Origin of the sequence: Streptomyces sp. NBC_01622, from assembly GCF_045209635.1 — a bacterium.
Taxonomy (GTDB): Bacteria; Actinomycetota; Actinomycetes; order Streptomycetales; family Streptomycetaceae; genus Streptomyces.
Genome location: NZ_CP109293.1, coordinates 6,032,469 through 6,053,968, shown reverse-complemented (window position 1 = coordinate 6,053,968; position 21,500 = coordinate 6,032,469). Strand labels below are relative to the sequence as shown.

Sequence of the window (21,500 nt, the reverse complement as noted above, 5' to 3'; positions counted from 1 at the left end):
GACTCCTGCACGCCTGTGCTGTACTGAGCGCCATGAAGATCCCGGAGGCGGGAGCCACACCCGCGGCGGACGCTCGGCCCGCCGGACGTCGCGAGCGCAGGCGCCGGCAGGTGCGCGACCAGCTCTACGCCGCCGCGCTGGACCTGTTCGTCTCCCAGGGCTACGAGACGACGACCATGGAGCAGATCGCGGAGACCGCCGACGTCGCCCGGGCCACGGTCTTCAACCACTTCTCCCAGAAGGTCGGCTTCCTGGAGGAGTGGGGCGCCCGCCGCCGGGCGCGCGTCGCGGAGATACTCGGCTCGTCCCCGGCGCAGGACCTCTCGGTCGGCGACCGGCTGCGCCGCTACCTCCGGGAGATGGCCGAGCTCAACATCGCCTCCCGGGCGGAGACCACCATCCTGATGGACGCCGCGGCCCGGGTCGGCAGCCTCCTGCACGACGCGTCGCTCGAAATCGAACTGGCGAAGATCGTCGAGCAGGGGAGGCAGCGCGGAGAGCTCCGGACAGGCGTCGACGCCGAACAGGTCGGCGCCATGCTGGCCGCCTGCTATTTCTCCACGATCCTGCGCTGGATCCGGGCGGAGCCCGCTCCGTTCGACCTGCGCGACCGCCTCGACGGCGCCCTCGATGTCATCCTGCTCGGCATGCTCGCCCGGGAAGGGCGGGAAGGGAAGGCCGCATCTTCCAGCCGCTGAACCGGGCCCACCAGGTGATGCGCCGGGTCGAAACAGACCTGGTGTCGACGTGCGGCCGTCATACGGCCCGGAAGCGGGCAAGTGGCACCGGTCGGCCGAGCGCACGGTCACGGTCCGCCGCTCGGGCCCTGTGCACGCCGTTGTTGTCGAAGCCGTGCCCACGGCGTGCCCGTAAGAGCGGACAGCCACGGTCCACAGGAGTGCGATCAGGCCCGCACAACGACGCTGACACAGCGAATCCACGCAGGTCGGCAGCCACGCGGCCGCGCAAGCGGCGTCGCTTCCCAAGCTGAGAGTGCGAGTTCGATTCTCGTCACCCGCTCTTTTTGAAGCCCCAGGTCAGTGACCTGGGGCTTGTGTATTGCCAGCGCGCTTCGCACCCTTCCCACGGGGAGGCCGCGCTCTCGTGGGGTGCTCGTGGCGCGGGCGACGGCGCGGGCGCGCATGTCCCTCCGTTCGGGTCACCTCACTGTGCTTGACGGCCTTGGTCAGGGCCTCGGCGGCCTTTGCGAGTTGACCGGCCGGCGGTCAGCCCGGCGCCGGCCCAGGCGGTGATGGCGTACGGCCCTGCGGTTGCTGCCCCAAGCGCTCCTGGTCCTCCTCCTCACCCAACTCGCCCCGCTTCTGGGTCTGCTGATGAACCGCTCCGGAACCCTGGCACAGACCACCAACGCCTGGCCGGCTCTGCCGGTCCCCATCGGGATCGGGGGGGCTGCTTGGCGTTGAGCATTCGCTGAGCCGGCCGACTAGCCGAGATGGCCCCGTCTCAGCCCTCGTTTCGCCTTGTCCCACTGGCTCAGGGCTATGTGCCAGCTCTCGTCGTCGCCCTCCACACAGTGGAATTCGAAGGCCCGTTCGTTGACGAGGACAGCTTCCGCGTACTGCCCCGTGTCCACCAGGAGACCGCCGAGCAGCAGAAGCGCCGAGCCCTCCCCGGTCCGGTCTCCGGTCTCCTGGCTGACGGTGAGATACCGCCGGAACACGGTGATGGCCTCCTCGTATCGCCCGACCATCCCGAGATCCAAGCCACGCATAAGCAGGTCGTCGCTCTCGGAGAGGCTGCTCGGTGTCCTGTCGCGCAGGGCGGCGGCCCGCCGGTCGGCGGCGGTGGCCTGCTCGGGCCGGCCGGCCTGCTTGAGCGCCTTGCCGAGGCTGAGCAGCATCAGGCTCTGGGCATACTCGTCGCCCGTTGCGCCGTATGCGGTGGCGGCCTGCTCGTATGCGGCGGCGGCCTCGCCCGGGCGCCCCAGCCGCATGAGCGTGTTGCCGAGATCTTTGCCGGCCCCGGCCTGGCGGTCGTGCTCGTCGGTCCCTTCGTACACGGTGACGGCCCGGCGGTAGGCGACGACGGTTTCCTCAAGTCGGTTCAGCGCCAGCAGGGCGCGGGAGAGGTTGAGGAGCGCGGAGCCTTCGAGGGCGGGGACACCGACCCGCCGCAAGATGTCGGCGGTTCGCTGGTACACGGTGACGGCCTCCTCGTATCGCTCCTCGCCCAGGAGGAACTCGCCGAGGTTGTAGAGCGACAGGGCTTCGCCGCGCTCGCTGTCCGACTCCCGGTAGCAGGAGATGGACCGCTGCGCGGTGGAGATGGCTTCCTTGCCCCGCCCCGCCGACGACAGGGCGAGGCTCAGATTACGCAGCGCGTCGGCTTCGCCGTGCCGGTCGCCTTGCTCGCGGAAGAGGGCAGCGGCCCGGTCGCAGGCGGTGACGGACTCCTCGTGCTGCCCCTCGCTCTGCAGACCGAGCCCGAGGTTGTTCCAGGCCTTGGCTTCCTTGGCGCCGTCACCCAACTGCCGGTAGAGCTCGACCGCCCGTCTGCTGGCAACGATGGATTCGCCGTATCGGCCTACTCGTCCCAGGTCAGAGCTGAGTGCGCCTGTCGTCGAGGCTTCGCCCTGGAGGTTTCCCGCAGCGCGGAACGCCGCGACGGCCCGCCGCCGGACGGCGATGGCCTCCTCGGTGCGTTCCAGCTCGACCAGCGCGGAGCCGAGGTACTCCGACGCCGCGCCCTCTCTGCCGTGGTCGCCGGTCTCACGGAAGATGTCTGCGGCCTGCTCAAGGATGGCGACGGACCGCTCCATCCGGTTCAGCAGCACGAGGGCGAGGCCGATACTGAAGAGCGCCTCGCCCTCGGCCTGGCGCTCGCCGGTCTCCTGGCAGACCACGCTTGCCCGTTCGAACGCGGTGATGGCCTCCTCATGCCGCTGTGCGGCGAACAGGTTCTTGCCGAGGCCGTGCAGCACCGTGCGTTCCCGTGAGCGGTTGCCCGTCGTGTGGTAGAGGGCGGCAGCCTCTTCACAGGCCTCGGCGGCCTCCACGTACCGTTCCGCCTTCGCCAGTGCCTCGCTCCGGTTGGACAGTGCGTGGGCTGCGCCGTCGTGGTCGCCGGTCTGACGGAAGAGGGCGGCTGCCTTTCCGCACACGGTGGCGGCCTCGGCGAACCGGCCCGTCTCGACAGCGGTACCGCTGAGATTGAGCAGTGCCAGGGCCTCGGACTGAGGGTCGTCGGTCCCGCCGATGACGAAGGCGGATTGTCTGGCGACGGTGGCGGCCTCGTCGTATCGCCCCAGCTCGACCAGGATGGCAGCGAGCCCGCGGAGTACCTCGCCCTCCTCTACGGAGCGGCCGGTCTCGCGCATGAGGGCCGCAGACCGCTCGATGGCGGTGACTGCCTCGTCGTACCGGTTGAGCCTGTACAGGGCCTCACCCAGGTATTTCAGGGAATCGGCCTCGCCGCTGAGCTTGTCCTGCTGGTGATAGGAGGCGGCTGCCATCCGGAGAGGCGTGAGGGACTCCTCGAATCGGCTCACCTTGAACAGGGCGTAGCCGAGGTTGTGCAGTGTGATGCCCGGCTGGACTCCGCCGCTCTCCTCGAAGACGGCGAGAGCGCGGCGGCTGACGGTGACGTTCTCCTCGTACCGCTGGGCGGCCGCCAGCGCATTGCTCTGGTTGGTCAGTGCCAGGGCCTCCAGACGCCAGTCACCTGTCTCCCGAGCGGCGGCGGTGGCCCGCCCGGCGACGTCGGCGGCCTCGGCGGTTCTTTCCGAGCGGGCGAGGACAGTGCTGAGGTTGCTCAGCGTCATGGCTTCCCCGGCGCGGTCGCCGATCTCTCGGTAGAGGGCGGCGGCCTGCTCGTCGCTGGTGACCGCCTCCTCGAACCGCTGTATCCCACCCAGCGTGATGCCGAACTTCGCGAGCAGCTCCGCCGCGAGGCGCTGTTCGCCAGCTTTGACGAGGACAGTGGCGGCCCGCTCGACGGCTGCGATGCCCTCTTCGACCCGCCCCACCTCGGCAAGGGTTTCGCCGACCTCGGCCAGCGACGTGGCGAGGGGAGAAAGGTCGGTGCCAGGGGCGACTCCGTCCAGTCGGCGGTACAGATCCGTGGCCTGTTGCGCGGCGGCCCGGGCCTGCTCCCGGCGGCTCGCCCGGGCACGGGACATACGGTGCTGTGCTTGCGCGTGCTCGGGAAGGTCGAGGGTCGGGTGGACGATGGCCACCTGTCGGAACAGGTCGATTGCCTCCTGAGTGACCTCCAGGGCCTGTTCCTCGTCGCCCAGGTCCCACAACCGCTCGCCGAGGTTGTTCAGCGACCTCGCGAGATCGAGGCGGTGCGAGCCGAAGCCGTTCTCGGCCAGCTCCCGTTGGATGTCCACCGCCTCCTGGGCCGGAGCGAGCGCCTCTTCCTGCCGGCCCATGTGCGAGAGCAGAGTGCTGAGCTGGAGCAGCGCGAGCGTCAGGGCGGGCTGGTGAGCGGCGGGGTTCGCGGCGGCCAGTTGCCGGTACAGATCGGTTGCCTCCCGGGCAGCGGTCATGCCGTCCTTGGCACGGCCCAGGTCGAACAGCGGGCCCGCGAGGTTGTACAGCGCCGCAGCCAGGTGATGAGACTGGGCCGCGGGGTAGGCGGCTGCCAGTTGCCGGTACAGGTCGGTGGCCTCCTGGGCGGCGGCCAGCGCCTCCTCCTGACGGCCGGTGGCGTTCAGACGTAGGCCGAGGTGACCCAGCGACGCCGCGAGATCGCTCTGGTGCGCGGCGGGATCGGCGGCGACCAGCTGCCGGTCGAGGTCGGCGGCCTCCTGGGTGACGGCCAGCGCCTCCTCCTGACGGCCCTGGCCGGACAACAGGTTGCCGAGGCTGGTCAGCGAGTTCACCAGGCTGCGTCGATAGGTGACGGGGTCGGCCTTGGTCAGACGGCGGCAGATCGCCACGGACTCCTCGGCGGAGAAGAGCGCCTCCTCCGGACGGCCCACGTCGGACAGCCGGTCGCCGAGGCCGGCCAGCGAGGTCGCCAGGGCGCTGAGGCGGCCGAGGTGGGCCTGGTGGTCAGGGTGCTCCGGGTGCTCCGGGTGATCTCGATCGTCCGGGTGGCCCCGACGATCCGGTTGATCCCAACGACGCGGGTGGTCCCAACGACCCAGGTGGTCCCGGTCGGCCTCGACGAGTTGCCGGTGCAGGCGGACCGCCTCCTCGGCCGGGGCGACCGCCTCCTCCCGCCGACCTGCGTTCGCACGACGCCACGCCAGGGTGCTGTACAGCCCGGCCCGTTCCCCGAGGTCCGTCGCGGTGGACAGACGGTGGGCGATCAGGACCTCCACGACCGCGAGGATGCCGATGTCCAGGTCGAGGTGGCGGTCCTCGGGCAGGCGGGACTCGACGGCCTCCAGTACGGCCAGCAGCCCGGGGTCTGCGGGAGCGTCCTTGGGGGAGTCCGGGCCTGTCGGGTCGCCGAGGGCGGCCAGGGTGGTGAGGGCGGGGCTGCCGGCGGCGACCGCGAGACCGGGGTCGTCGCGCAGCAGAGGGAACAGGACCTTCTCCCGGACATGGGTCCAGCGGCCGGCGGCGGACGCGAGGAAGGTCACCGCGCGCGGGGCGATGACGGTCCGGAGATCCTTTTCGGCGGTCAGGGTGCGGGGGACGTCGCTCGCCCAGGGGTCGGGTTCGTACGAGGTGATGTCGTGGCCGGGGGTGAGCAGGCCGAGGAAGTCCTCCGCGAGCCGGTCGGGGTAGAGGGGTTCCAGGACGAGGGACCGGTCGGCGGGCGGATAGCAGAACCGGTGGTCCTTCAGGAGATACCCGGAGTGTTCGGGCAGGTCCAGGGTCTGCAGGGCCCGGGCCCCGGTGAGGTGGCTGACCGCTCCGGTGAGGACGGCGGTGAACACGGTCTGGGCCATGACGTCGGGGTCGGTCCGGTAGGTCTGCCCCTGCTTCCCGGCGTCGTAGAGCCGCTGCCAGGCCAGGCGTTCGCGGTCCAGCAGGTATGCCGACAGCTCGTGCGGCTCGGTGAGCGACAGCTTCTTGCCGTGGGCATGGGCGTCGACGGCGACCAAGGCTGCCATGTGCAGGTTCAGCGTCAGACCGAAGTCCCGGTGGTCGAGTGAACCCGGCGGCTCGATGTCCGGGGTGTCCGACAGTCCGTACAGGTCGGCGGCGCCGTAACGGTCCCGGGCGGCGTCGAACATCCGCGCGCGGTCCGCGGCCAGCGACGGAAGCAGCAGGTCGTCGGCGTCGGCCAGGCGTTCGGCGAGCTCACCGCGCAGGGCGGCGAACCAGCGGACGGTACGGCCCACCAGCAGGACCCGCGTTTGCCGCTCCTGGTTGAGCACGGGATCGGACAGCAGACGTGCCAGTTCGCTGTGCGCCCACCGGTCGGCGTAGTCGACGACGAGGAGCACTCCGGCCTCGGCGCCGTCCTGCGCCGAGGCGCCGTCCGACGGTGGCGCGCCGACGCCGACTACACCGCGGAATCCCGCCTGCAGGATCTGCCATCGCTCGGCCGCCGGCAGTTCCGGGCTCCGGGACTGTTCGGCGAACTCCGTGGCGAGCCGGGTCTTGCCCTGCCCGCCGGGAGCGTGCAGCAGCAGGATCGACAGTCGCGCGTCTCGGGCGTCCCGCCACTGCCGCAGCCGCTCCAGCTCGGCTTCCCGGCCGACGAAGGGCACGACGTGGCTGCGCGCGTCCAGCAGGCGGCTGGGCTGCGTCATCAGCCATGCGGACTCGGGAGCGGACGGGGCGGGTAGTTCCTCGATCGCGGGCAGGCGTGTGCCATAGACGTTGGTGACGGTCGCCGTGCCGCCGTGCCCCACGACGATCGCGCTGCCCTCGCCGCTGCGCAGGTAGTTGACGCTCGGGCCCGGGCCCTCCGCCGCGCCGTCCGCCTCGTGCTGCCCGGAGGAGTTCTCGGTCACGGCTGGTCACCCGAGGTTCCGGAGCCCGGGGAGGGCGGACCTCCAGGTCCGTTGTTGACCGTCGCGCTGCCCCCATGCCCCACGACGACTGCGCTGCCGTCCCCACTGCGCAGGTTGCCGACGGAAGGCCCGAACCCCGGCGCGGTCTCCTGCGGATCCGGCTCCAGGTCCAGCTGCCGTACGTCGACGCCCGGGAGCCAGATCCAGGCCTCCCCCCGGTGCTCCTTCTCCTCGACACTCACCTGCCGGAACTCGTCCGCCGGAATGCTGGTGTACGTCTCCCGTACGACATCGAAGACGGTCGCCGACACCGCGAGGGCCAGGCAGGCGTACGGCGCCCGGTCCAAGGCAGTGCGCAGCGCCGCGCAGTCGCGGATGCGGCTGATCTCGACCGCGGCCCGTCCGACGAAGCCGTTGGCGCCCAGCGCCACCGGGCCGAAGTGAACGGCCGCTCTCAGCCGGAGCCACGGCTGCCGCTCCCGGCCGAAGTTGAAGGTGCGCAAACCGGCGTCCAGGGCGCGCGTGAACTTGTCGACCAGGGCCGGCTCGGAGGCGTCCGCGGGCAGGACGGCGAACAGAGAGTCCCCGCCCTCCTGCGTCACCCACTTTTCGCGGTCCAGCTCGGCCGTGGCAGCCGCCTCGTCCAGCAACCGCACGATCGCTTCCTGGAACTGACGTTGCGTTTTCGCGTCGACGCCGCCGTATCCCTTCGCGTCGACCGCCAGCAGCGGCCTGCGCCCGAACGCCCGTACGTCGCCCGGCCCGTCCACACCGTTCCCTGTCATGACACCTCTCGGTACACGTACTTCAGGGGGAGCACGCGGCGTGACTCAAATCCCCTGCAAATCAACGGAGTTACTACACATCAGACCGGCACCCGCTCCCCCGGATCACGGGTGCCGGCGATCAAGTCGTACACCTGCGCCTCGGTGTGAACCCTGTGGAAATACGGGATGCCGAGATCTGCGAGCACTGACGAGGTCCCCGGAACCCGCAGAAGGGACTGGTTCGACGGAGACGATCACCTCTTACTGGAGGCAGCACACCCTCGCCGACCGGAGGAGACGTCCATGGCACCGACCGCTCAGGCAGCCGACAGCCGCCCCGCGCAGTACATGTTCACCGCGCTGCAGACGACCCACCAGCACGCGGACGCGAAGGCCGGCATCCTGGCGGCGGTGCAGGCCGGGCTGGTCGGCACCGCGGGGGCATGGAGTCGTGGGGGCGTGCTCGTCTGTGAACGGGGAGGCGCGGCCGGGGTGTTCGCGGGGACGCTGCTGGCCCTGTTCCTCTGTGGACTGATCGGTGGCGCGGTGAGTCTGGCAGCGGTGTTGAGCCCGCGGTTGCTGCGGGATCGGGCCGCCAACCGGTACTGCTTCGTCCACCTGGAGTCGGGCCCCGACATCCTGCCCGCCGAGGACGTGCCCGCGGACGAGGCCGCGGATCGCAGGGAGTTGTCGCACACCGTGCGGTTCCTCGCCCACGTCGCCGTTCTCAAGTACCGCTGGCTGACCGGAGCGGTGGTGTGCACGGCCGTCATGGGCGTCAGCGCGGGGCTGAGCGTGGTCCTGCAGTCGATACCGGGCTGACGCCGGTCGGGCCACGGTCATTCGTCCGCCAGGCCCGCGAGCCTCCTCAGCCCGGTCAGGTCCCTGATGACGGTGGCACGGTAGCGGGCCTCAACAGCTCCTCATCTCGTAGTTCGCGCAGTACCTTGTGGACCGTCGTCTCCGCGGCGCCGATCAGCGTGGCAAGCTCCGGCTGCGTCAGCCGGATGTCGATCACCACCTCGTCGCCTCGGGGCGTTCCGTAGGACGCGGCGAGTTCTCCCAGCACACGGGCCAGACGCACTTTCGCCGGATACCCCCGGAAGTCCAGCCGCCTGCGGTTGGCCCAGCGCAAGCGGTCGGCGACGACCATCGTCAAGGACATGGAGACCTCGGGGCGGCGCATCAGCAGTGCTCGCAGGGCGCCGTCATGCACCACTCGCGCGGTCAGTGGACCGCAGGCAGTGACCGTCGCCGAGCGCGGGGCGCACCCGTCGATGGCAGCCATCTCGCCTACCGTGTCACCGCCGGCCCGGACCGCGAGGAGCGAAGTCTCACCGTTCTCCACAACCGCCGTGACCTTCGTGAGACCGGACAGCAGCAGGAGCACGTGCCTGTCGTTCATCCCCTGCCGCAGCAGCACGGCATCCGTGTCGAACCGGACCTCGGTCCCCAGGTCGAGCAGTTCCCGCCGTGCTGAGGAAGACAGCCTCCCCAGGAGACTGCGCGCCGGCCAATCCTCGGTTCCCTTGGATACCGTCATGTGCGTCCACCGTCCCCTCCGCGTGCAGACATGGTCACCAAGGAGTGGCCCTCCGAAACAACCAAGGGGCCCTTGACCGCGCCCCTGCAACCACGGCTCCGAGACGCCGTACGCGGCATCGGCGTACACATCTGCCGAGGGCATTCATCCGCTCCGTGCACCGCAACCGACCAGGTCCACGATGACGTGCCCTGCCCTGCGGTCCGCGCGGAGCACTGCGCGGGCCGCCCCGAGGATCTCCTCGTCCAGTTCCAGCTCGGCGGCCAGGACCCGGAGCAGCCGGGTCCGCCACACATCGGGGTCCGTTTCGTACGCGTGCAGCACTCGTGCGCCGTATCCGCCCTGCACGCCGTCGCAGCCATCGGACAGCCGTCGGCGGATCGCGTCCCTCAGCACGGCGTGCAGGTCGTGGACGACTCCTCGTGAGGTGTCGGTGAGTTCGGCTGCCGCCCCCGTGGCCAACGCGGTGGCCACCAGATCCACTTCGGTCACGCGGACCCCCTTCGGTTGTGCGGGTTGTGCGATGTCGTGTCCGTAACCATGGCTGGGGGTGCTGCAATTCTGATGAAATTTCGATGACGTGGGGAAGCGGAGGCTTCGGGGTGGACGACGGATCTCCTCAGTTACTGCGGTTCGAAGTGCTCGGACCGTTACGGGCATGGCGGGGCGCGACGCCGCTGGAGTTGGGGCCGGTCAAGCGGCAGGCCGTGCTGGCCGCTCTGCTGCTGCGGCAAGGAGCCGTGGTGAGTCATGAGCGGTTGCTCGACGCGGTGTGGGGCGAGGAGCCTCCCCCAGGCGGCCACAAGGTGCTGCCCACTCACGTCAACTCTCTGCGCAGAGTGCTTGATCCGGAAGGCACCCCGCCCGCGGAGTCGGTGATCCGCAGCGGCAAGGGCTGGTACCGCTTCGTCGTCGAGGAGGTCCGACTCGATACGGCGGATCTGGACGAACGGGGAGCCGAGGCGTTGCGTACCGTCGCGTCGGGCGACCTGGCCACCGCAGCGGACCAACTCTCCGCAGCCATCGGGCTGTTCCGGGGCGAACCCCTGGCCGGGCTGCCGGGACCCTTCGCGCGGAACGAGCGACAGCGGTTGGAGGAACACCGGCGGACGTTCCGGCTGGAGCGGCTCAAGTGCCTGGTCGCGCTGGGGCGGTTCGGCGATGCCCTCGACGATCTGAGCGGACTGTCGGCGTCTTCGGCAGCTGACCTCTACGACGAGTCGCTGACGGCCTTGCGCATGCGGGCCCTGTACGGCCGCGGACGTCAGGCGGAAGCGCTCGCAACCTACGATGACCTACGGAAACGACTGCGGGACGAGCTCGGAACCGATCCCGGTGAGGAACTTCGCCGGGTGCACGAAGCGGTACTGCACCAAGACGACGCCTTCCTCCTGCGTCCGTCCCCGTCGGTGCTCTCCACACCGCGCGAGAGCGCCGTACCCGCCGAACTCCCGCACGACACCGCGGGTTTCGCCGGTCGTACCGGTGAACTCGCCAGGCTTCACGCCCTGCTTTCGCCCGCGCGCGAGGGGGAAGCGGCGAACACCGTGGTCATCTCCGCCATCGGCGGCGCCGCCGGCATCGGCAAGACCGCACTGGCCGTGCACTGGGCACACCAGGTCCGCGACCGCTTCCCGGACGGCCAGCTCTACGTCAACCTGCACGGCTTCGACCACGACCGGCAACCCCTCGAACCCGGCGAAGCCCTCGAACTGCTGCTGCGCAGCCTGGGTCTCGCAGCGTCGGAGATCCCCCCGCACCACGAGGCACAGGGCCGCGTGTTCCGGACCCTGCTGACCGACCGGCGCATGCTCGTCCTACTGGACAACGCGGCCTCGGCCGAGCAGGTACGTCCGCTGCTGCCGTCCGGCCCGACCTGCCGCGTCCTCGTCACCAGCCGCAACCGCCTCGGCGACCTCGTCGCCCACGACGGCGCCCACGCCCTGCCCCTGGACCTCCTCCAGCCGCACGAGGCCCGCGCACTGCTGAGCCGGGCCCTCGGCACGGACCGGGTAGCCGCCGACGACAAGGCCGTAGACGAGCTGATCCTGCTGTGCGGCAGTCTTCCGCTGGCGCTGCGCGTGGCCGCCGCCAGGCTCGCCGGCGACCCGGCCCTGCGGACGGCCGACCTCGTCGCCGAGATGACCGAGGGCAATAAGCTGGAGGCACTGGCGCCGGACGGTGACGCCAACTCCCCTTTACGTACGGCCTTTTCGGTGTCGTACCGGGTCCTGGCTCCCGGTGCACGCCGGCTGTTCCGCCTGCTCGGCCTGTTCCCGGGAGCGGAGTTCACCGCCGAAGCCTCGTCGGCCCTCCTGGACGCGCCGCTGCCGCAGGCCCGACGTCTGCTCGGTGCGCTGGCAGCGGCCCACCTGATCGAACCGGTGACTGCGGGCCGCTACCGCTTCCACGATCTACTGCGCGAGTACGCCCAGGAGCAGGCGCAGGCGGAGGAGACGGCGGCGGATCGCGACGCCGCGCTGCAACGGCTCCTGGTCTGGTACCTCAACGCCGCCCGAGCCACCGCGGGGGCCGGACTCTTTCCGGAACTGCCCAGCAGCCTCCACTCCGGCAGGCACCCAGGTATGCCGTCGGCCGTCGCACCCGGACCATGGCTGGATGCGGAACGGGAGAATTTGCTCGCCGTCATCAACCATGCCGCCCACCACGGCCCCCGCCCCGTCGCCTGGCATCTGACCTCGGCACTGTTCAACCACTTCTGGATCCATCTGCCACGGAAGACCTGGCAGACCACCGCGCAGACGGCACTGGACGCGGCCGAGACCGAAGGGGACCTGTTCGGCCAGTCAGCGATGCACTCCACCCTTGCGACGGCGCGGTGGGACCGGGGGCATGTACGACGAGCGATGGAACACGCCACACGCGCACTGGACATCAGCCGGGAGCTCGGCTGGGCGACGGGCAAGGCGATGGGTCTCGGCCTCAGAGGCTTCGCGCGTTGGAGCATGGCGCGCCTCGACAGTGCGCACGACGATTTCACCGTCGGCCTGCGCATCTTCCGTGAGACCGGGAATCGTTACTTCGAAGGATTCGGGATGGTCGGCCTCGGTATGGCCTGCCGGGATCTGGGCCGGCTGCACGAGGCCGCAGGCCACCTCGAACGTGCCGTCGGCCTTGAGGCAGAGGTCAGCTGGTGGGACGCCGGTTCGGCCCTGCAGATCCTGGGTGGGGTGTACTGGGAACTCGGCCGTCTCACTGAGGGACTCGACCTCCTCGGCCCGGAGGTGGCCTCCGACAAGCGGGCCGGTTACCGCGACGGCCAAGCGATGATGCTCGATGCCATCGCGAAGATCAACATCGAACTCGGCCGCCACAACGAAGGACTGGAGCAGGCCGAGCGAGCCTTCGCCCTTGTCGAGGACTGGAAACGACACTGGATTCAGTCCGGCATCCTCACCACGGTCGCCGCCGCCCGCCGACGCCTGGTCCAGCTGGACGGGGCTCTTCAGGCCGGCGAGCAGGCTCTCGCCCTGGCCCGCGAGGCGCGATTCGGACGGGCCGAGGCGGACAGCCTCATGTCCCTCTGCCTCACCTACACGGAAGCGGGCCGGTACGACGAGGCCCGTACCCACGCCGAACAGGCTCTGGCCCTGGCCCGCGACCACTCGTTCCGCGTGGTGGAGGGCCAGGCCCTGACAGCACTGTGCGAGACCGCGGAGGCCGAGGAAACACCCGGCGCAGCGGTCGAACTCGGCCAGGAGGCCCTCTCCATACACCGCGAGACCGGCCACCGACTCGGCGAGGCCCGCACCCTCATGGCACTCGCCCACCGGAAGACCGACGACGCTGCCGCTGAACTGATGAGGCAGCAGGCACGGGACATCTTCTCGGACATCGGTGTGCCCGCGAAGGAGTACGAGGACCTCGACCGGTGACTTTCCACAGCCGGCCCGTCGCAATCGCCTGTTTGCGCACGCAACAGTGGTCGCACACGCTCTGCCGAGCTCTACGCCCGCCGCATCCGCCGAGGGCGTGGAGACGCCGCCGAGCCGCCTGAGCCGAAGCCGTGCCCAATCCGTGCCCGTAAGAGCGGGCAACCACGGTCAACAGGGTTGCGATCCGAGCTTCGCGACTACGACGCAGGGAAGGCGCCTACGCAGGTCAGAACCGTAGCGCCCGCCCAAGCGCCATCGCTTCCCAAGCTGAGAGTGCGAGTTCGATTCTCGTCACCCGCTCCACGATGAAACCCCGGGCCAGCGGCCTGGGGTTTGTTTGTTGTCTAGGCCAATTTATGGGTGGCGTGCCCGACATCACGGGCCTTCGCGCCCGGACTGCTGCTGATCGGCCTGGGCCTCGGCCTGAGTCTGACCCCATCGGTCAACGTGGTGCAGTCGAGCTTCCCTGACGAGCAGCAGGGCGAGATCTCCGGGCTGTCACGCAGCGTCTCCAACCTTGGTTCCTCACTGGGCACCGCGGTCGCCGGCACCATCCTCGTCGCCGGCCTCACCGCCCATGCCTACGGAGCCGCGATGATCACACTGGCGGTCCTCGGGCTCGTCGGCCTCGCCGCCGCGCTGTTCCTCCCCCGGGGCCTGGTTTCGAGCACCACTCCTTCTCTGTCGCACGAACCCACGTGAGTTGTCCTGGCCGTCCGATCCGTGCCCGCATGCGATGTGCGGCGAGGGAGGCGAAAATGGGACTGGCTGGAACAACCGCAACCTGGTGGATGCACAACGGTGCCATCGCCGGTTTCCACCTCATGCGCCGCGAACTGTCCCTGCTCGTCGGCCGCGACCACGGTGTGGAGTTCCCGCTCCAGATGACGATCGCCGTGACCGACGGCCAACGCCTATGGGCCTTCCGTCATTCGAGCCAGGGCGCTTCCCGGTCGTTGTTCTACAGCACCCGCGTGGACGCACTGAGAGAGCTGCACCCCGACATGGCGTTCCTGCAGGGAGTGTCCGACGAGACCCGCCTCATCGTGTCCGAGCCCCTCGGTGATCTGCCGGGTGCCTGGAACGAGGTGCCCGAGAGCAGCTACGGCGTCGTACAAGCCGGAGCCGACGAGTTGCATCCCTTCGTCCCAGAACCGGCGTGACGGAACCCTTCGCGGGCCGAATGCCCGCCCGCCGGGTCCGACGTGCCCGTGCGGGGCGTCACAAGGGCCGCAGGACCAGACAGGAGGGTCTGTGATGACCCAGAATGCGACCACGGCGATGCGCGCGGCACCCCACACCACGCCCGAGGAACGCATGGCTCTCGGCAAGGAGGCGCGGCGCCGCTCACCACGCTCGGGCCACGCCCAGTACCGGCCGCCTCCCGACCGGCGGGACCCGCTGGCGATCCTGGAGGCGCAGTCCGCGGCACGGGTGCCCGAACTCGTCCCGATCCGCTACGGCCGGATGATGGAGGCCCCGTTCCGCTTCTACCGGGGCGCCGCCGCGATCATGGCGTGCGACCCGGCCGACAGCCCGACCTCGGGGCTCAAGGCCCAACTGTGCGGGGCCGCACACATGGTGAACTTCCGTCTGCTCGCCTCGCCGGAACGACAGTTGGTGTTCGACATCAACGACTTCGACGAGACACTGCCGGGCCCCTGGGAGTGGGACGTCAAGCGGCTCGCGGCGAGTCTTGTCATCGCGGGCCGGGCGAACGGTTTCGACGACGCGGAGCGCGCCCGCATCGTGAGCTCCACGGTCCGTTCGTACCGCGAGGCGATGATCCGCTTCGCGGGCATGAGCAACCTCGACGTCTGGTACGCGAAGATCGGTGCGGACCGCCTCGAGTCCCTGGCCGCAGGCCGACTCCACGGAACGAAGAGTGGTCGGAAGAGGCTGGCCCATGCCTGGCGAAGGCCCGCACCCGCGACGGTCTGCAGGCTTTCGACAAGCTCACGGAGACGGTCGACGGCCGACCCAGGATCGCGGCGGATCCCCCGCCGCTCATCCCGGCCGGCGACCTGCTGCCGGACGTCGAGCGCAGCGCCCTGGAGCGCCGGTTCCGCGGCCTGCTCGAGCGGTACGGCCGCACTCCGGCTTCCGACCGGCGTACGCTCCTGACGGACCACCGACTGGCGGACGTCGCCCGCAAGGTGGTCGGCGTCGGCAGCGTAGGCACCCGATGCTGGATCTTCCTGCTGCTCGGCCGGGACGGCCAGGACCCGCTCTTCCTCCAGGCCAAGGAGGCCGCCGACACCTCCGTACTCGCCGCACACGTCGGTGCCAGCCGCTACCCCAACCAGGGCGAGCGGGTCGTCTCGGGCCAGCGGCTGATGCGGCCACGAGCGACATCTTCCTCGGCTGGGAACGGGTGGACGGAATCGACGGCAGGCAACGCGACTTCTACGTCCGCCAGTTGCGCGACTGGAAGGGCATCGCCATGCCGGAGAGGATGCAGCCGAAGGACATGCAGACGTTCGGCGAACTGTGCGGGGTCACGCAGGCTCGTGCGCACGCGCGGTCCGGCGACCGCATCGCGATCGCCGCATACCTGGGCAGCGGCGACTCGTCCGCGCACTCGCCACCTTCGCGGAGGCATACGCCGACCAGAACGAGCGTGACCACCAGGCCCTGGTCGACGCGGTGCGCGCGGGCCGGCTACCCGCACAGGAGCTGCCGGCAGCTCCTGTCACCCACGCCACCCCGTCCCGTGCCGCGCGCGGTGGCGGAGAGGCTGGGATGCTGGAGGAGGGACCGCCGCCCGTGACGTGACCGTGACGGACAGGGGTAGTGAGCGCCGTGGCCGAGACCTACGAGAACGCCCAAGGAACGACCGTTCCGATCGTGCCGTGGGCAGATCCCCAGGGAGACCCCTTCCTGCGCACCCGGTTCGCCCTCCCCACGCGGCCCGCCACGTTCCTGCAGCGGCAGCGGCTCGTCCAGCACCTCGACCAGGCTCTCGGGACGCCGTTGGCCCTGGTCAACGGCCCGGCCGGGGCCGGCAAAACCCTGCTGGCCGCCGACTGGGCCGCCGGACTGCGGCAGCCTGTCGCCTGGCTCACGGTCGAAGCGGAGGACCGGCGTCCCGGGGTGTTCTGGGCGTACGTCCTTCAGGCACTGCGCGCCGGCGGTGCGTCGGCATCCGACGCGGTCGGGGTCCCCGCGGACGCGTCCGGGGTGGACCGCAAGCTGCTGGCAGCGCTCGCCGCCGAGCTGAACGATCGCGACCGGCCCGTGGTCCTCGTGCTCGACGAGTACGACCGCGTGACGGATCCGGAGGTCACGGAGCAGCTGGAGTTCGTCCTGCACCACGCCGGGCGTGGCCTGCACCTCGTCCTCGTCACCCGCACCGAACCGCTGCTGCCGCTGCACCGTTACCGGGCGGCCGGCGAGCTGACGGAGATCCGCGCCGCCGAACTGGCGTTCACCCCCGAGGAGGCCGTCACACTGCTGGAGCTGCATGGTCTGAGCCTTCCGGTTCCTGCCGCGGGCGCCCTGGTGGACCGCACCCGGGGCTGGGCCGCCGGTTTGCGCCTGTCCGCCCTGGCCGCTCTGGAGAGCGCCGACCCGGAGCTCTACCTGAAGGAGTTCGAGGCGGACCGCAGTACGGTCGCGGACTTCCTGCTGGCCGAGGTCCTCAGGGAACAGCCGGAGGAGACACAGGGCCTCCTGCTGCGTGTCAGCGTCCTGGAGCGTTTCTGTCCTGATCTGGCCAACGCGCTGACCCTCCGGACCGATGCCGAGCCCATTCTCGCCGGGCTGCACCGCGACAACGCGTTCGTCGAGCATCTCGGGCACTCCTCGTACCAGCTCCACCCGCTGTTCCGGGAGATACTCCGGGCCCATCTGCGCGTGCGTCTGCCCGGCCTGGAGCCCGAACTCCACCGGCGGGCCGCGCGGTGGCTGCGTCGTTACGGATTCCTGCCGGAGACACTCGCCCACGGCGCCGCCGCGGGCGACTGGGATTTCGCCGCCGGTGCCCTCGTCGACGACCTGGCGATCGGGCAGCTCTTCACCGGCCTGCGCTCGGACGACCTGACCCAGTTGTTCTCCCATATGGGGTCCGACGCCCGAAGCCCCGCGACGGACGTCGTACGCGCCGCCCGTGACCTGTCCCGGCACGACCTCGATCATGGTCTGGCACGTCTGCGCCTCGCCCAGGAGCGTCTGGCCGAGGACGCGCCCAACCTGGCAGCCGCCCAATTGAGCTGTGCTCTGCTGGAGGCACTGGCCGCCCGGCTGACCGGATGTCCCCCACAGGCCGAAAGGGCCGCCGAAGCGGCCGATGAGCTGCGGCAGGAGGTCCCGGCGCACCTTCTGGACAAGCATCCTGAACTGACCGCTCTCCTGCTGACCCATCTGGGCTCGGCCCGCCTGTGGGCCGGGCGTTTCGAGGACGCGCGCAGTGCCCTGACCGCGGCGGCCGCCGCTCCCGGCGGAGCCTCCACCGTGCTGCCCCGAGAGGACTCCATGGAGCACCTGGCCCTGCTCGACTATCTGAACGGCTGGCCGGGCCGAGCGGAGCGCAAGGCCCTGGCGGCGAGGTCCGAGATGGAGCGGGTCGGCCTTCCCCAGCCGTCCGGCTCCGGCCTCGGGCAGATGGTCCTCGCCGCCGTGGCCGTCGACCGCCATGAGCTGGGCCGGGCCCAAGCCCTCCTCGACGAGGCGGCCCAGCTGCCGCCAGGGACACATGACCCGGTGTCGGCGGCGGGACGGGCCCTGGCCACAGCTCGCCTGCTGTTGGTCAGCGGCAACGCACGAGCCGCCGTGAAGGCGGCTGACCCGGACGTCTCCGCCGCCGTGGCCTCACCCTGGGCGACAAGCCATGAAGCCCTCGTCGCCTCCGCCGCCCACTTGGCCGAAGGGCGGCCGGAGAGAGCGGCCGAGGTGCTCCAGGGTGTGTCCGCCGACCAGCCGGCGTGTGCCGTGGAGGCCGCGGCGATCCAGCTCGCCGCGGGCCGTACCGGGGCGGCCATCGACCTGCTCGACAACATCCACGCCGGGGTCCGCGCCGGGCCGGCGGTGACCGTGCGGGCAGCGCTGGTGAGGGCTCAGGCCGCGGAGGAGGCGGGAGACACCGCCACGGCCCGCAGGCTTGTGGCACATGCGCTCCTCGACGCTCGGCGGGAGCGGCTGCGGCGTCCGTTCCTCGATGCGGGAGCGTGGCTCCGGCCTCTCCTGGCCACGGCTCCGCTCCACGAGCTGGCAGCGGGCTGGCTCACGCCCGGCACGCCGCGACACGGTGAGCGACCCCGGCCGGAGGCGCTGCCCCCGCCGCTCGTCGCGGTGGAGCTGAGCGGACGTGAGCGCGACGTCCTGGAGCGGCTGGCCCGGATGATGTCGACGGAGGAGGTCGCCGCCGACCTCTACGTGTCGGTGAACACGGTGAAGACCCACCTCAAGAGCGTCTACCGGAAGCTGGCGGTGAACCGGCGAGGCGACGCGGTGCGCCGCGCGCGCGACCTCCGGCTGCTGTGAACGCGCGTCGGTGAGAGCAGGGGGTTACTCAGGCGCCTGCGCTCCGGCTCGCCCAAGAACACACGTCACAGGCGCCGGTGGCGGCGCCAGTACCAGAGTGCGCCGACCGCGGCGGACGCCGTGGCCAGTGTGATGCCGAGGACCGGCCAGCGGCTCCCGGCGATGCGCAGGCCGGTCAGGAAGATCACGGCGGCCAGGACGAGCGGCACGAGGAGGGAGAGGAGCGCGCGGAGTGCGGCCGCAATCACTGCCGGTTCGAGGCGGGAAGTCCGGTGGCGCGGGGCGGGTGTGGTGTCGGCGAAGTAGTAGGCGACGACACGGTCTGCCAGGCGGGCGTCACCGCGCTGGTACATCACCGCCATGTACGGAAGCCAGACGAGGGGCGCGACCACCCCGACCAGAAAGACCACACCGAGGAGCAGCCACCGCCAGGTCTGGACGGCGACCCGGCGTACGCGTCGGCTGCTCCCGTCGCCTGGCGTGAGCAGGCCGAGGAGGTGGGCCATGCGCAGGGTGACGTCCCACAGAGCCACCCATCGCTTCCGGCGTGCGGGTTCACCGGCGGCGCGTCCCCTACGGGCGAGCGCGCGCTGCGCCTGCCCGGTGTCTTCGTACACGCCTTGGAGGACGAGGAGTTCGCCAGCCGGCCCGGGCGCTCGCCGTGGGGTCGCGGCCGTCCAGTGCGGCCAGCTCCAGAACCGTACGTGCCTGGCGGAGGAGCGCCGCGCAGAACGCGACGGGAACGAGGACGAGGAACGGGCCGCCCACGAAAGATCCCTCCGATACGACGGTCCGACGGCCGCGATCGATCACCCGGACCCGGAGCTCCGCCTCGGTGGCGGTGGGGTGGTTCCGCCGAAGCGAGGCGACTGCTTCGGGCACGGCCGGAGCGATGCGGCGGACGGCGAAGTCGGCGAGGAGTTCGGGGAGGTGCCCCGGATCGGTGCCGACCGACGCCAGCAGCGATCGTTCAGGGGAGGGCTCCTTGCGGGAACCCGCAGTTTCCGGATCCTCCCGGTGCGGCACAGATCGTATCTACCATGAATCATCGCAATCGGGACAGGTGATCGGTTCTCTCTCCTTTTGTGCCGCCCTTCCCCCGTGACGGGTGAGGCACGGGCCACGTGCTTCGGATGCGATGGGAGGAGCGGCGAGGCGTGCGCCGACGCGCTGAGTCGGGAGGGAGTCACCGGTGTCCAGAACCAGGACCGGCCCGGCCACGGCCCGCGGGGAGCGTCGTGCCGAGCGCCGCACCCACGCGGACTACACGGGCGGTGTCTACGGATCCATGCTCGCGGCCTCCGTGGTGATCGGCGCCGGCTCCCTGGGCTCCTTCCCACGCACCGAGCTGGTGCTGCTGCTGTTGCTCACCGGCCTGGTGTTCTGGATCGCGCACGTGCACGCCCAGCTGTTCGGGGCCCGTCTGGCCCGACAGGCTCCGGACCGCCGAGTCGTACTGAACGTCTGCCGTGACGAGTGGCCGATCGTCAAGGCCGCCGTCCCGCCGGCCGTCGCGGTGGCCGTCAGCCCGCTCCTGGGGCTCGACGTGCGAGGTGCCGTCTGGCTGGCTCTCTCCGTCGCCGTTGGCGGACAGGTGGGCTGGTCCGTGGCCGCGGCACGCCGCGGCGGTGCTTCGCGGCGGCTTATGGCCACCACTGCATCGGTCAACCTGCTGCTAGGCCTGCTGATCATCTCCTTCAAGATCGTTCTGACGCATTGAGTAAGGGGCTCATCCGTGCCGTTCGTCGCCGGCGGACGGTCACCTGTACCGGGTGAGGCCCGAAGGAGCACGGAGGCGCACGATCGCAGGGAAGAGCGCCGTCCGCCTGTCCCAGGCGGTCCATGGGAGGACAGCTCGTGCGCTACGAGATCCGAGTCGAGGGACACCTGTCGGAAACGCTGGCCAAAGCGTTCCCGGAGCTGGGCCACGTGGTGATGTCCGGACAGACCGTCCTGTTCGGTCCTGTCGTGGACGAAGGGCACCTGTATGGGCTGCTGACACGCTGCCAGTCACTGGGACTGCGTGTCGTGGAGATGAGGCAGCTGCCGGAGTGAGAGGACCGGGCGGCGTGGTGCCGGGTCGAAGAGCCGGCGGATCACCCGTGGTGGGTGAGCCCGGCACCCGGTGACCGGCGTGACCCTGGAGCGGTCCGGCACACCGTTCCTTCGGACACCGCCCCGTCGGCGACCCGGGAGCGACCCGCTCGATCACGCGAGGAGGAGCCATGACCATGTCGCGTGATCCGGCAGCGCCTTCCGGACCGGAACCACCTGCCGCCGGGGCGGCCCCCCGCCCGGTGAGTGATCCCGCGGATGTGCTGGCGCAAGTGGGCCGGTCGTGGACCTGGATCCTGGGCTCGGCGGTCGCGATGGTGGTGCCGGGCGTCCTGGCGCTGGTCTGGCCGGACGAAACCCTGCATGTCCTGGCAGTCCTCATCGGGCTGTACCTGCTGGCGACCGGGGTGTTCCGGTTCGTGGCCGTCTTCGGCCGGGAGGAGCACGGTGAACGGCTTCCGGGGCTGCTCCTGGCCGTGCTGTACGTCCTGGCCGGGGTTCTGTGCCTGCGGAATCCGCTGCAGACCATCGCCGCCCTCTCGCTGATCGTCGGCGTCGTCTGGCTCGTTTCCGGCATCCTCACCCTCTACACGGCCATCGCCGCCAAGGACCTGCCGCACCGCGGAGTCGTCCTGGGCGCCGCGGTGCTCGGCATCGTCGCGGGAATCGTGGTGCTCGCCCTGCCGGCGGAGTCGGCCCGCGCCCTGACCCGGCTGCTCGGCCTGTGGCTCGTCCTGCTCGGTCTGGCCGAGGCGGCGGTCGCCCTCGCGTGGCGGGCCGCGCTGCGAAGGACGCGCACCACGGGGCCGCAGGCCACCGGCGGCGCGACAGTCTGACACCGTACCCGCCACTCCGGCGGGCGCACCCGAACCGTGCAG

General features: G+C 70.6%; 15 protein-coding genes and 1 pseudogene. 11 read left to right on the top strand and 5 right to left on the bottom strand.

Annotated elements, in window-relative coordinates; genetic code table 11:
• The first annotated feature begins 32 nt into the window (after positions 1-32).
• The gene (locus OH768_RS27830; protein ID WP_406458046.1) at positions 33-698 is read left to right on the top strand and encodes a TetR/AcrR family transcriptional regulator; all 666 of its coding nucleotides are present in this window, start codon (positions 33-35) and stop codon (positions 696-698) included.
• Positions 699-1,444: 746 nt separating this feature from the next.
• On the opposite strand, the gene OH768_RS27825 is transcribed toward OH768_RS27830, so the two are convergent.
• Together OH768_RS27825 and OH768_RS27820 are read right to left on the bottom strand one after the other, a co-directional pair.
• Positions 1,445-6,880 (bottom strand): tetratricopeptide repeat protein, encoded by a 5,436-nt coding sequence (locus tag OH768_RS27825; protein ID WP_406458044.1) that lies wholly within the window; start codon positions 6,878-6,880, stop codon positions 1,445-1,447.
• A complete protein-coding gene (locus OH768_RS27820) occupies positions 6,877-7,665 on the bottom strand; it encodes a hypothetical protein (protein ID WP_406458042.1) in 789 nt (262 codons plus the stop codon). The genes OH768_RS27825 and OH768_RS27820 overlap by 4 nt, the downstream gene beginning before the upstream one ends.
• Positions 7,666-7,950: 285 nt before the next feature.
• Between OH768_RS27820 and OH768_RS27815 the strand changes: the two genes are divergently transcribed.
• Positions 7,951-8,469 carry a hypothetical protein gene (locus tag OH768_RS27815; protein WP_406458040.1) on the top strand — a complete coding sequence of 173 codons (519 nt, stop codon included), beginning with the start codon at positions 7,951-7,953 and terminating at the stop codon, positions 8,467-8,469.
• A gap of 55 nt (positions 8,470-8,524) precedes the next feature.
• Here the strand turns inward: OH768_RS27815 and OH768_RS27810 are convergent, their stop codons facing one another.
• Together OH768_RS27810 and OH768_RS27805 are read right to left on the bottom strand one after the other, a co-directional pair.
• Positions 8,525-9,190 (bottom strand): Crp/Fnr family transcriptional regulator, encoded by a 666-nt coding sequence (locus OH768_RS27810; RefSeq protein ID WP_406458038.1) that lies wholly within the window; start codon positions 9,188-9,190, stop codon positions 8,525-8,527.
• Between the two features lie 144 nt (positions 9,191-9,334).
• Positions 9,335-9,682, bottom strand: a complete 348-nt coding sequence (locus OH768_RS27805) for a hypothetical protein (RefSeq protein WP_406458036.1) — start codon at positions 9,680-9,682, stop codon at positions 9,335-9,337.
• A 146-nt stretch (positions 9,683-9,828) separates the two neighbouring features.
• On the opposite strand from OH768_RS27805, the gene OH768_RS27800 reads away from it, so the two are divergent.
• The 6 genes and pseudogenes from OH768_RS27800 to OH768_RS27775 all read left to right on the top strand — a co-directional run bounded on the left by OH768_RS27800 (position 9,829) and on the right by OH768_RS27775 (position 18,567).
• On the top strand, positions 9,829-13,086 hold the full coding sequence (locus tag OH768_RS27800) for a BTAD domain-containing putative transcriptional regulator (RefSeq protein ID WP_406458034.1): 3,258 nt from the start codon (positions 9,829-9,831) through the stop codon (positions 13,084-13,086).
• A 360-nt stretch (positions 13,087-13,446) separates the two neighbouring features.
• On the top strand, positions 13,447-13,788 hold the full coding sequence (locus tag OH768_RS27795; RefSeq protein WP_406458032.1) for an MFS transporter: 342 nt from the start codon (positions 13,447-13,449) through the stop codon (positions 13,786-13,788).
• Positions 13,789-13,844: 56 nt separating this feature from the next.
• On the top strand, positions 13,845-14,249 hold the full coding sequence (locus OH768_RS27790; RefSeq protein WP_406458030.1) for a hypothetical protein: 405 nt from the start codon (positions 13,845-13,847) through the stop codon (positions 14,247-14,249).
• A 94-nt stretch (positions 14,250-14,343) separates the two neighbouring features.
• Complete coding sequence (locus OH768_RS27785; protein WP_406458028.1) at positions 14,344-15,210, top strand: DUF2252 family protein; 867 nt, start codon at positions 14,344-14,346, stop codon at positions 15,208-15,210.
• Positions 15,096-15,861 (top strand): annotated as a pseudogene (locus OH768_RS27780) (DUF2252 family protein). The gene OH768_RS27785 and the pseudogene OH768_RS27780 overlap by 115 nt, the downstream one beginning before the upstream one ends.
• Positions 15,862-15,888: 27 nt before the next feature.
• A complete protein-coding gene (locus OH768_RS27775; protein WP_406465472.1) occupies positions 15,889-18,567 on the top strand; it encodes a LuxR C-terminal-related transcriptional regulator in 2,679 nt (892 codons plus the stop codon).
• A gap of 65 nt (positions 18,568-18,632) precedes the next feature.
• On the opposite strand, the gene OH768_RS27770 is transcribed toward OH768_RS27775, so the two are convergent.
• Positions 18,633-19,184: a hypothetical protein gene (locus OH768_RS27770; RefSeq protein ID WP_406458026.1), complete on the bottom strand. Its 552-nt coding sequence runs from the start codon at positions 19,182-19,184 to the stop codon at positions 18,633-18,635.
• Between the two features lie 575 nt (positions 19,185-19,759).
• Here OH768_RS27770 and OH768_RS27765 point away from each other — a divergent pair.
• From OH768_RS27765 to OH768_RS27755, 3 genes are all read left to right on the top strand, one after another.
• Complete coding sequence (locus OH768_RS27765; RefSeq protein ID WP_406458024.1) at positions 19,760-20,287, top strand: hypothetical protein; 528 nt, start codon at positions 19,760-19,762, stop codon at positions 20,285-20,287.
• A 137-nt stretch (positions 20,288-20,424) separates the two neighbouring features.
• The gene (locus OH768_RS27760) at positions 20,425-20,622 is read left to right on the top strand and encodes a hypothetical protein (protein WP_406458022.1); all 198 of its coding nucleotides are present in this window, start codon (positions 20,425-20,427) and stop codon (positions 20,620-20,622) included.
• 170 nt (positions 20,623-20,792) lie between these two features.
• Complete coding sequence (locus OH768_RS27755; RefSeq protein WP_406458020.1) at positions 20,793-21,458, top strand: HdeD family acid-resistance protein; 666 nt, start codon at positions 20,793-20,795, stop codon at positions 21,456-21,458.
• The last annotated feature ends 42 nt before the right edge of the window (positions 21,459-21,500 follow it).

Excerpts from the sequence above, each read along its gene's own strand:
- OH768_RS27830 (WP_406458046.1), top strand. The coding sequence starts at position 33 with ATGAAGATCCCGGAGGCGGGAGCCACACCCGCGGCGGACGCTCGGCCC.
- OH768_RS27820 (WP_406458042.1), bottom strand. The coding sequence starts at position 7,665 with ATGACAGGGAACGGTGTGGACGGGCCGGGCGACGTACGGGCGTTCGGG.
- OH768_RS27815 (WP_406458040.1), top strand. The coding sequence starts at position 7,951 with ATGGCACCGACCGCTCAGGCAGCCGACAGCCGCCCCGCGCAGTACATG.
- OH768_RS27810 (WP_406458038.1), bottom strand. The coding sequence starts at position 9,190 with ATGACGGTATCCAAGGGAACCGAGGATTGGCCGGCGCGCAGTCTCCTG.
- OH768_RS27790 (WP_406458030.1), top strand. The coding sequence starts at position 13,845 with ATGGGACTGGCTGGAACAACCGCAACCTGGTGGATGCACAACGGTGCC.
- OH768_RS27785 (WP_406458028.1), top strand. The coding sequence starts at position 14,344 with ATGACCCAGAATGCGACCACGGCGATGCGCGCGGCACCCCACACCACG.
- OH768_RS27755 (WP_406458020.1), top strand. The coding sequence starts at position 20,793 with ATGACCATGTCGCGTGATCCGGCAGCGCCTTCCGGACCGGAACCACCT.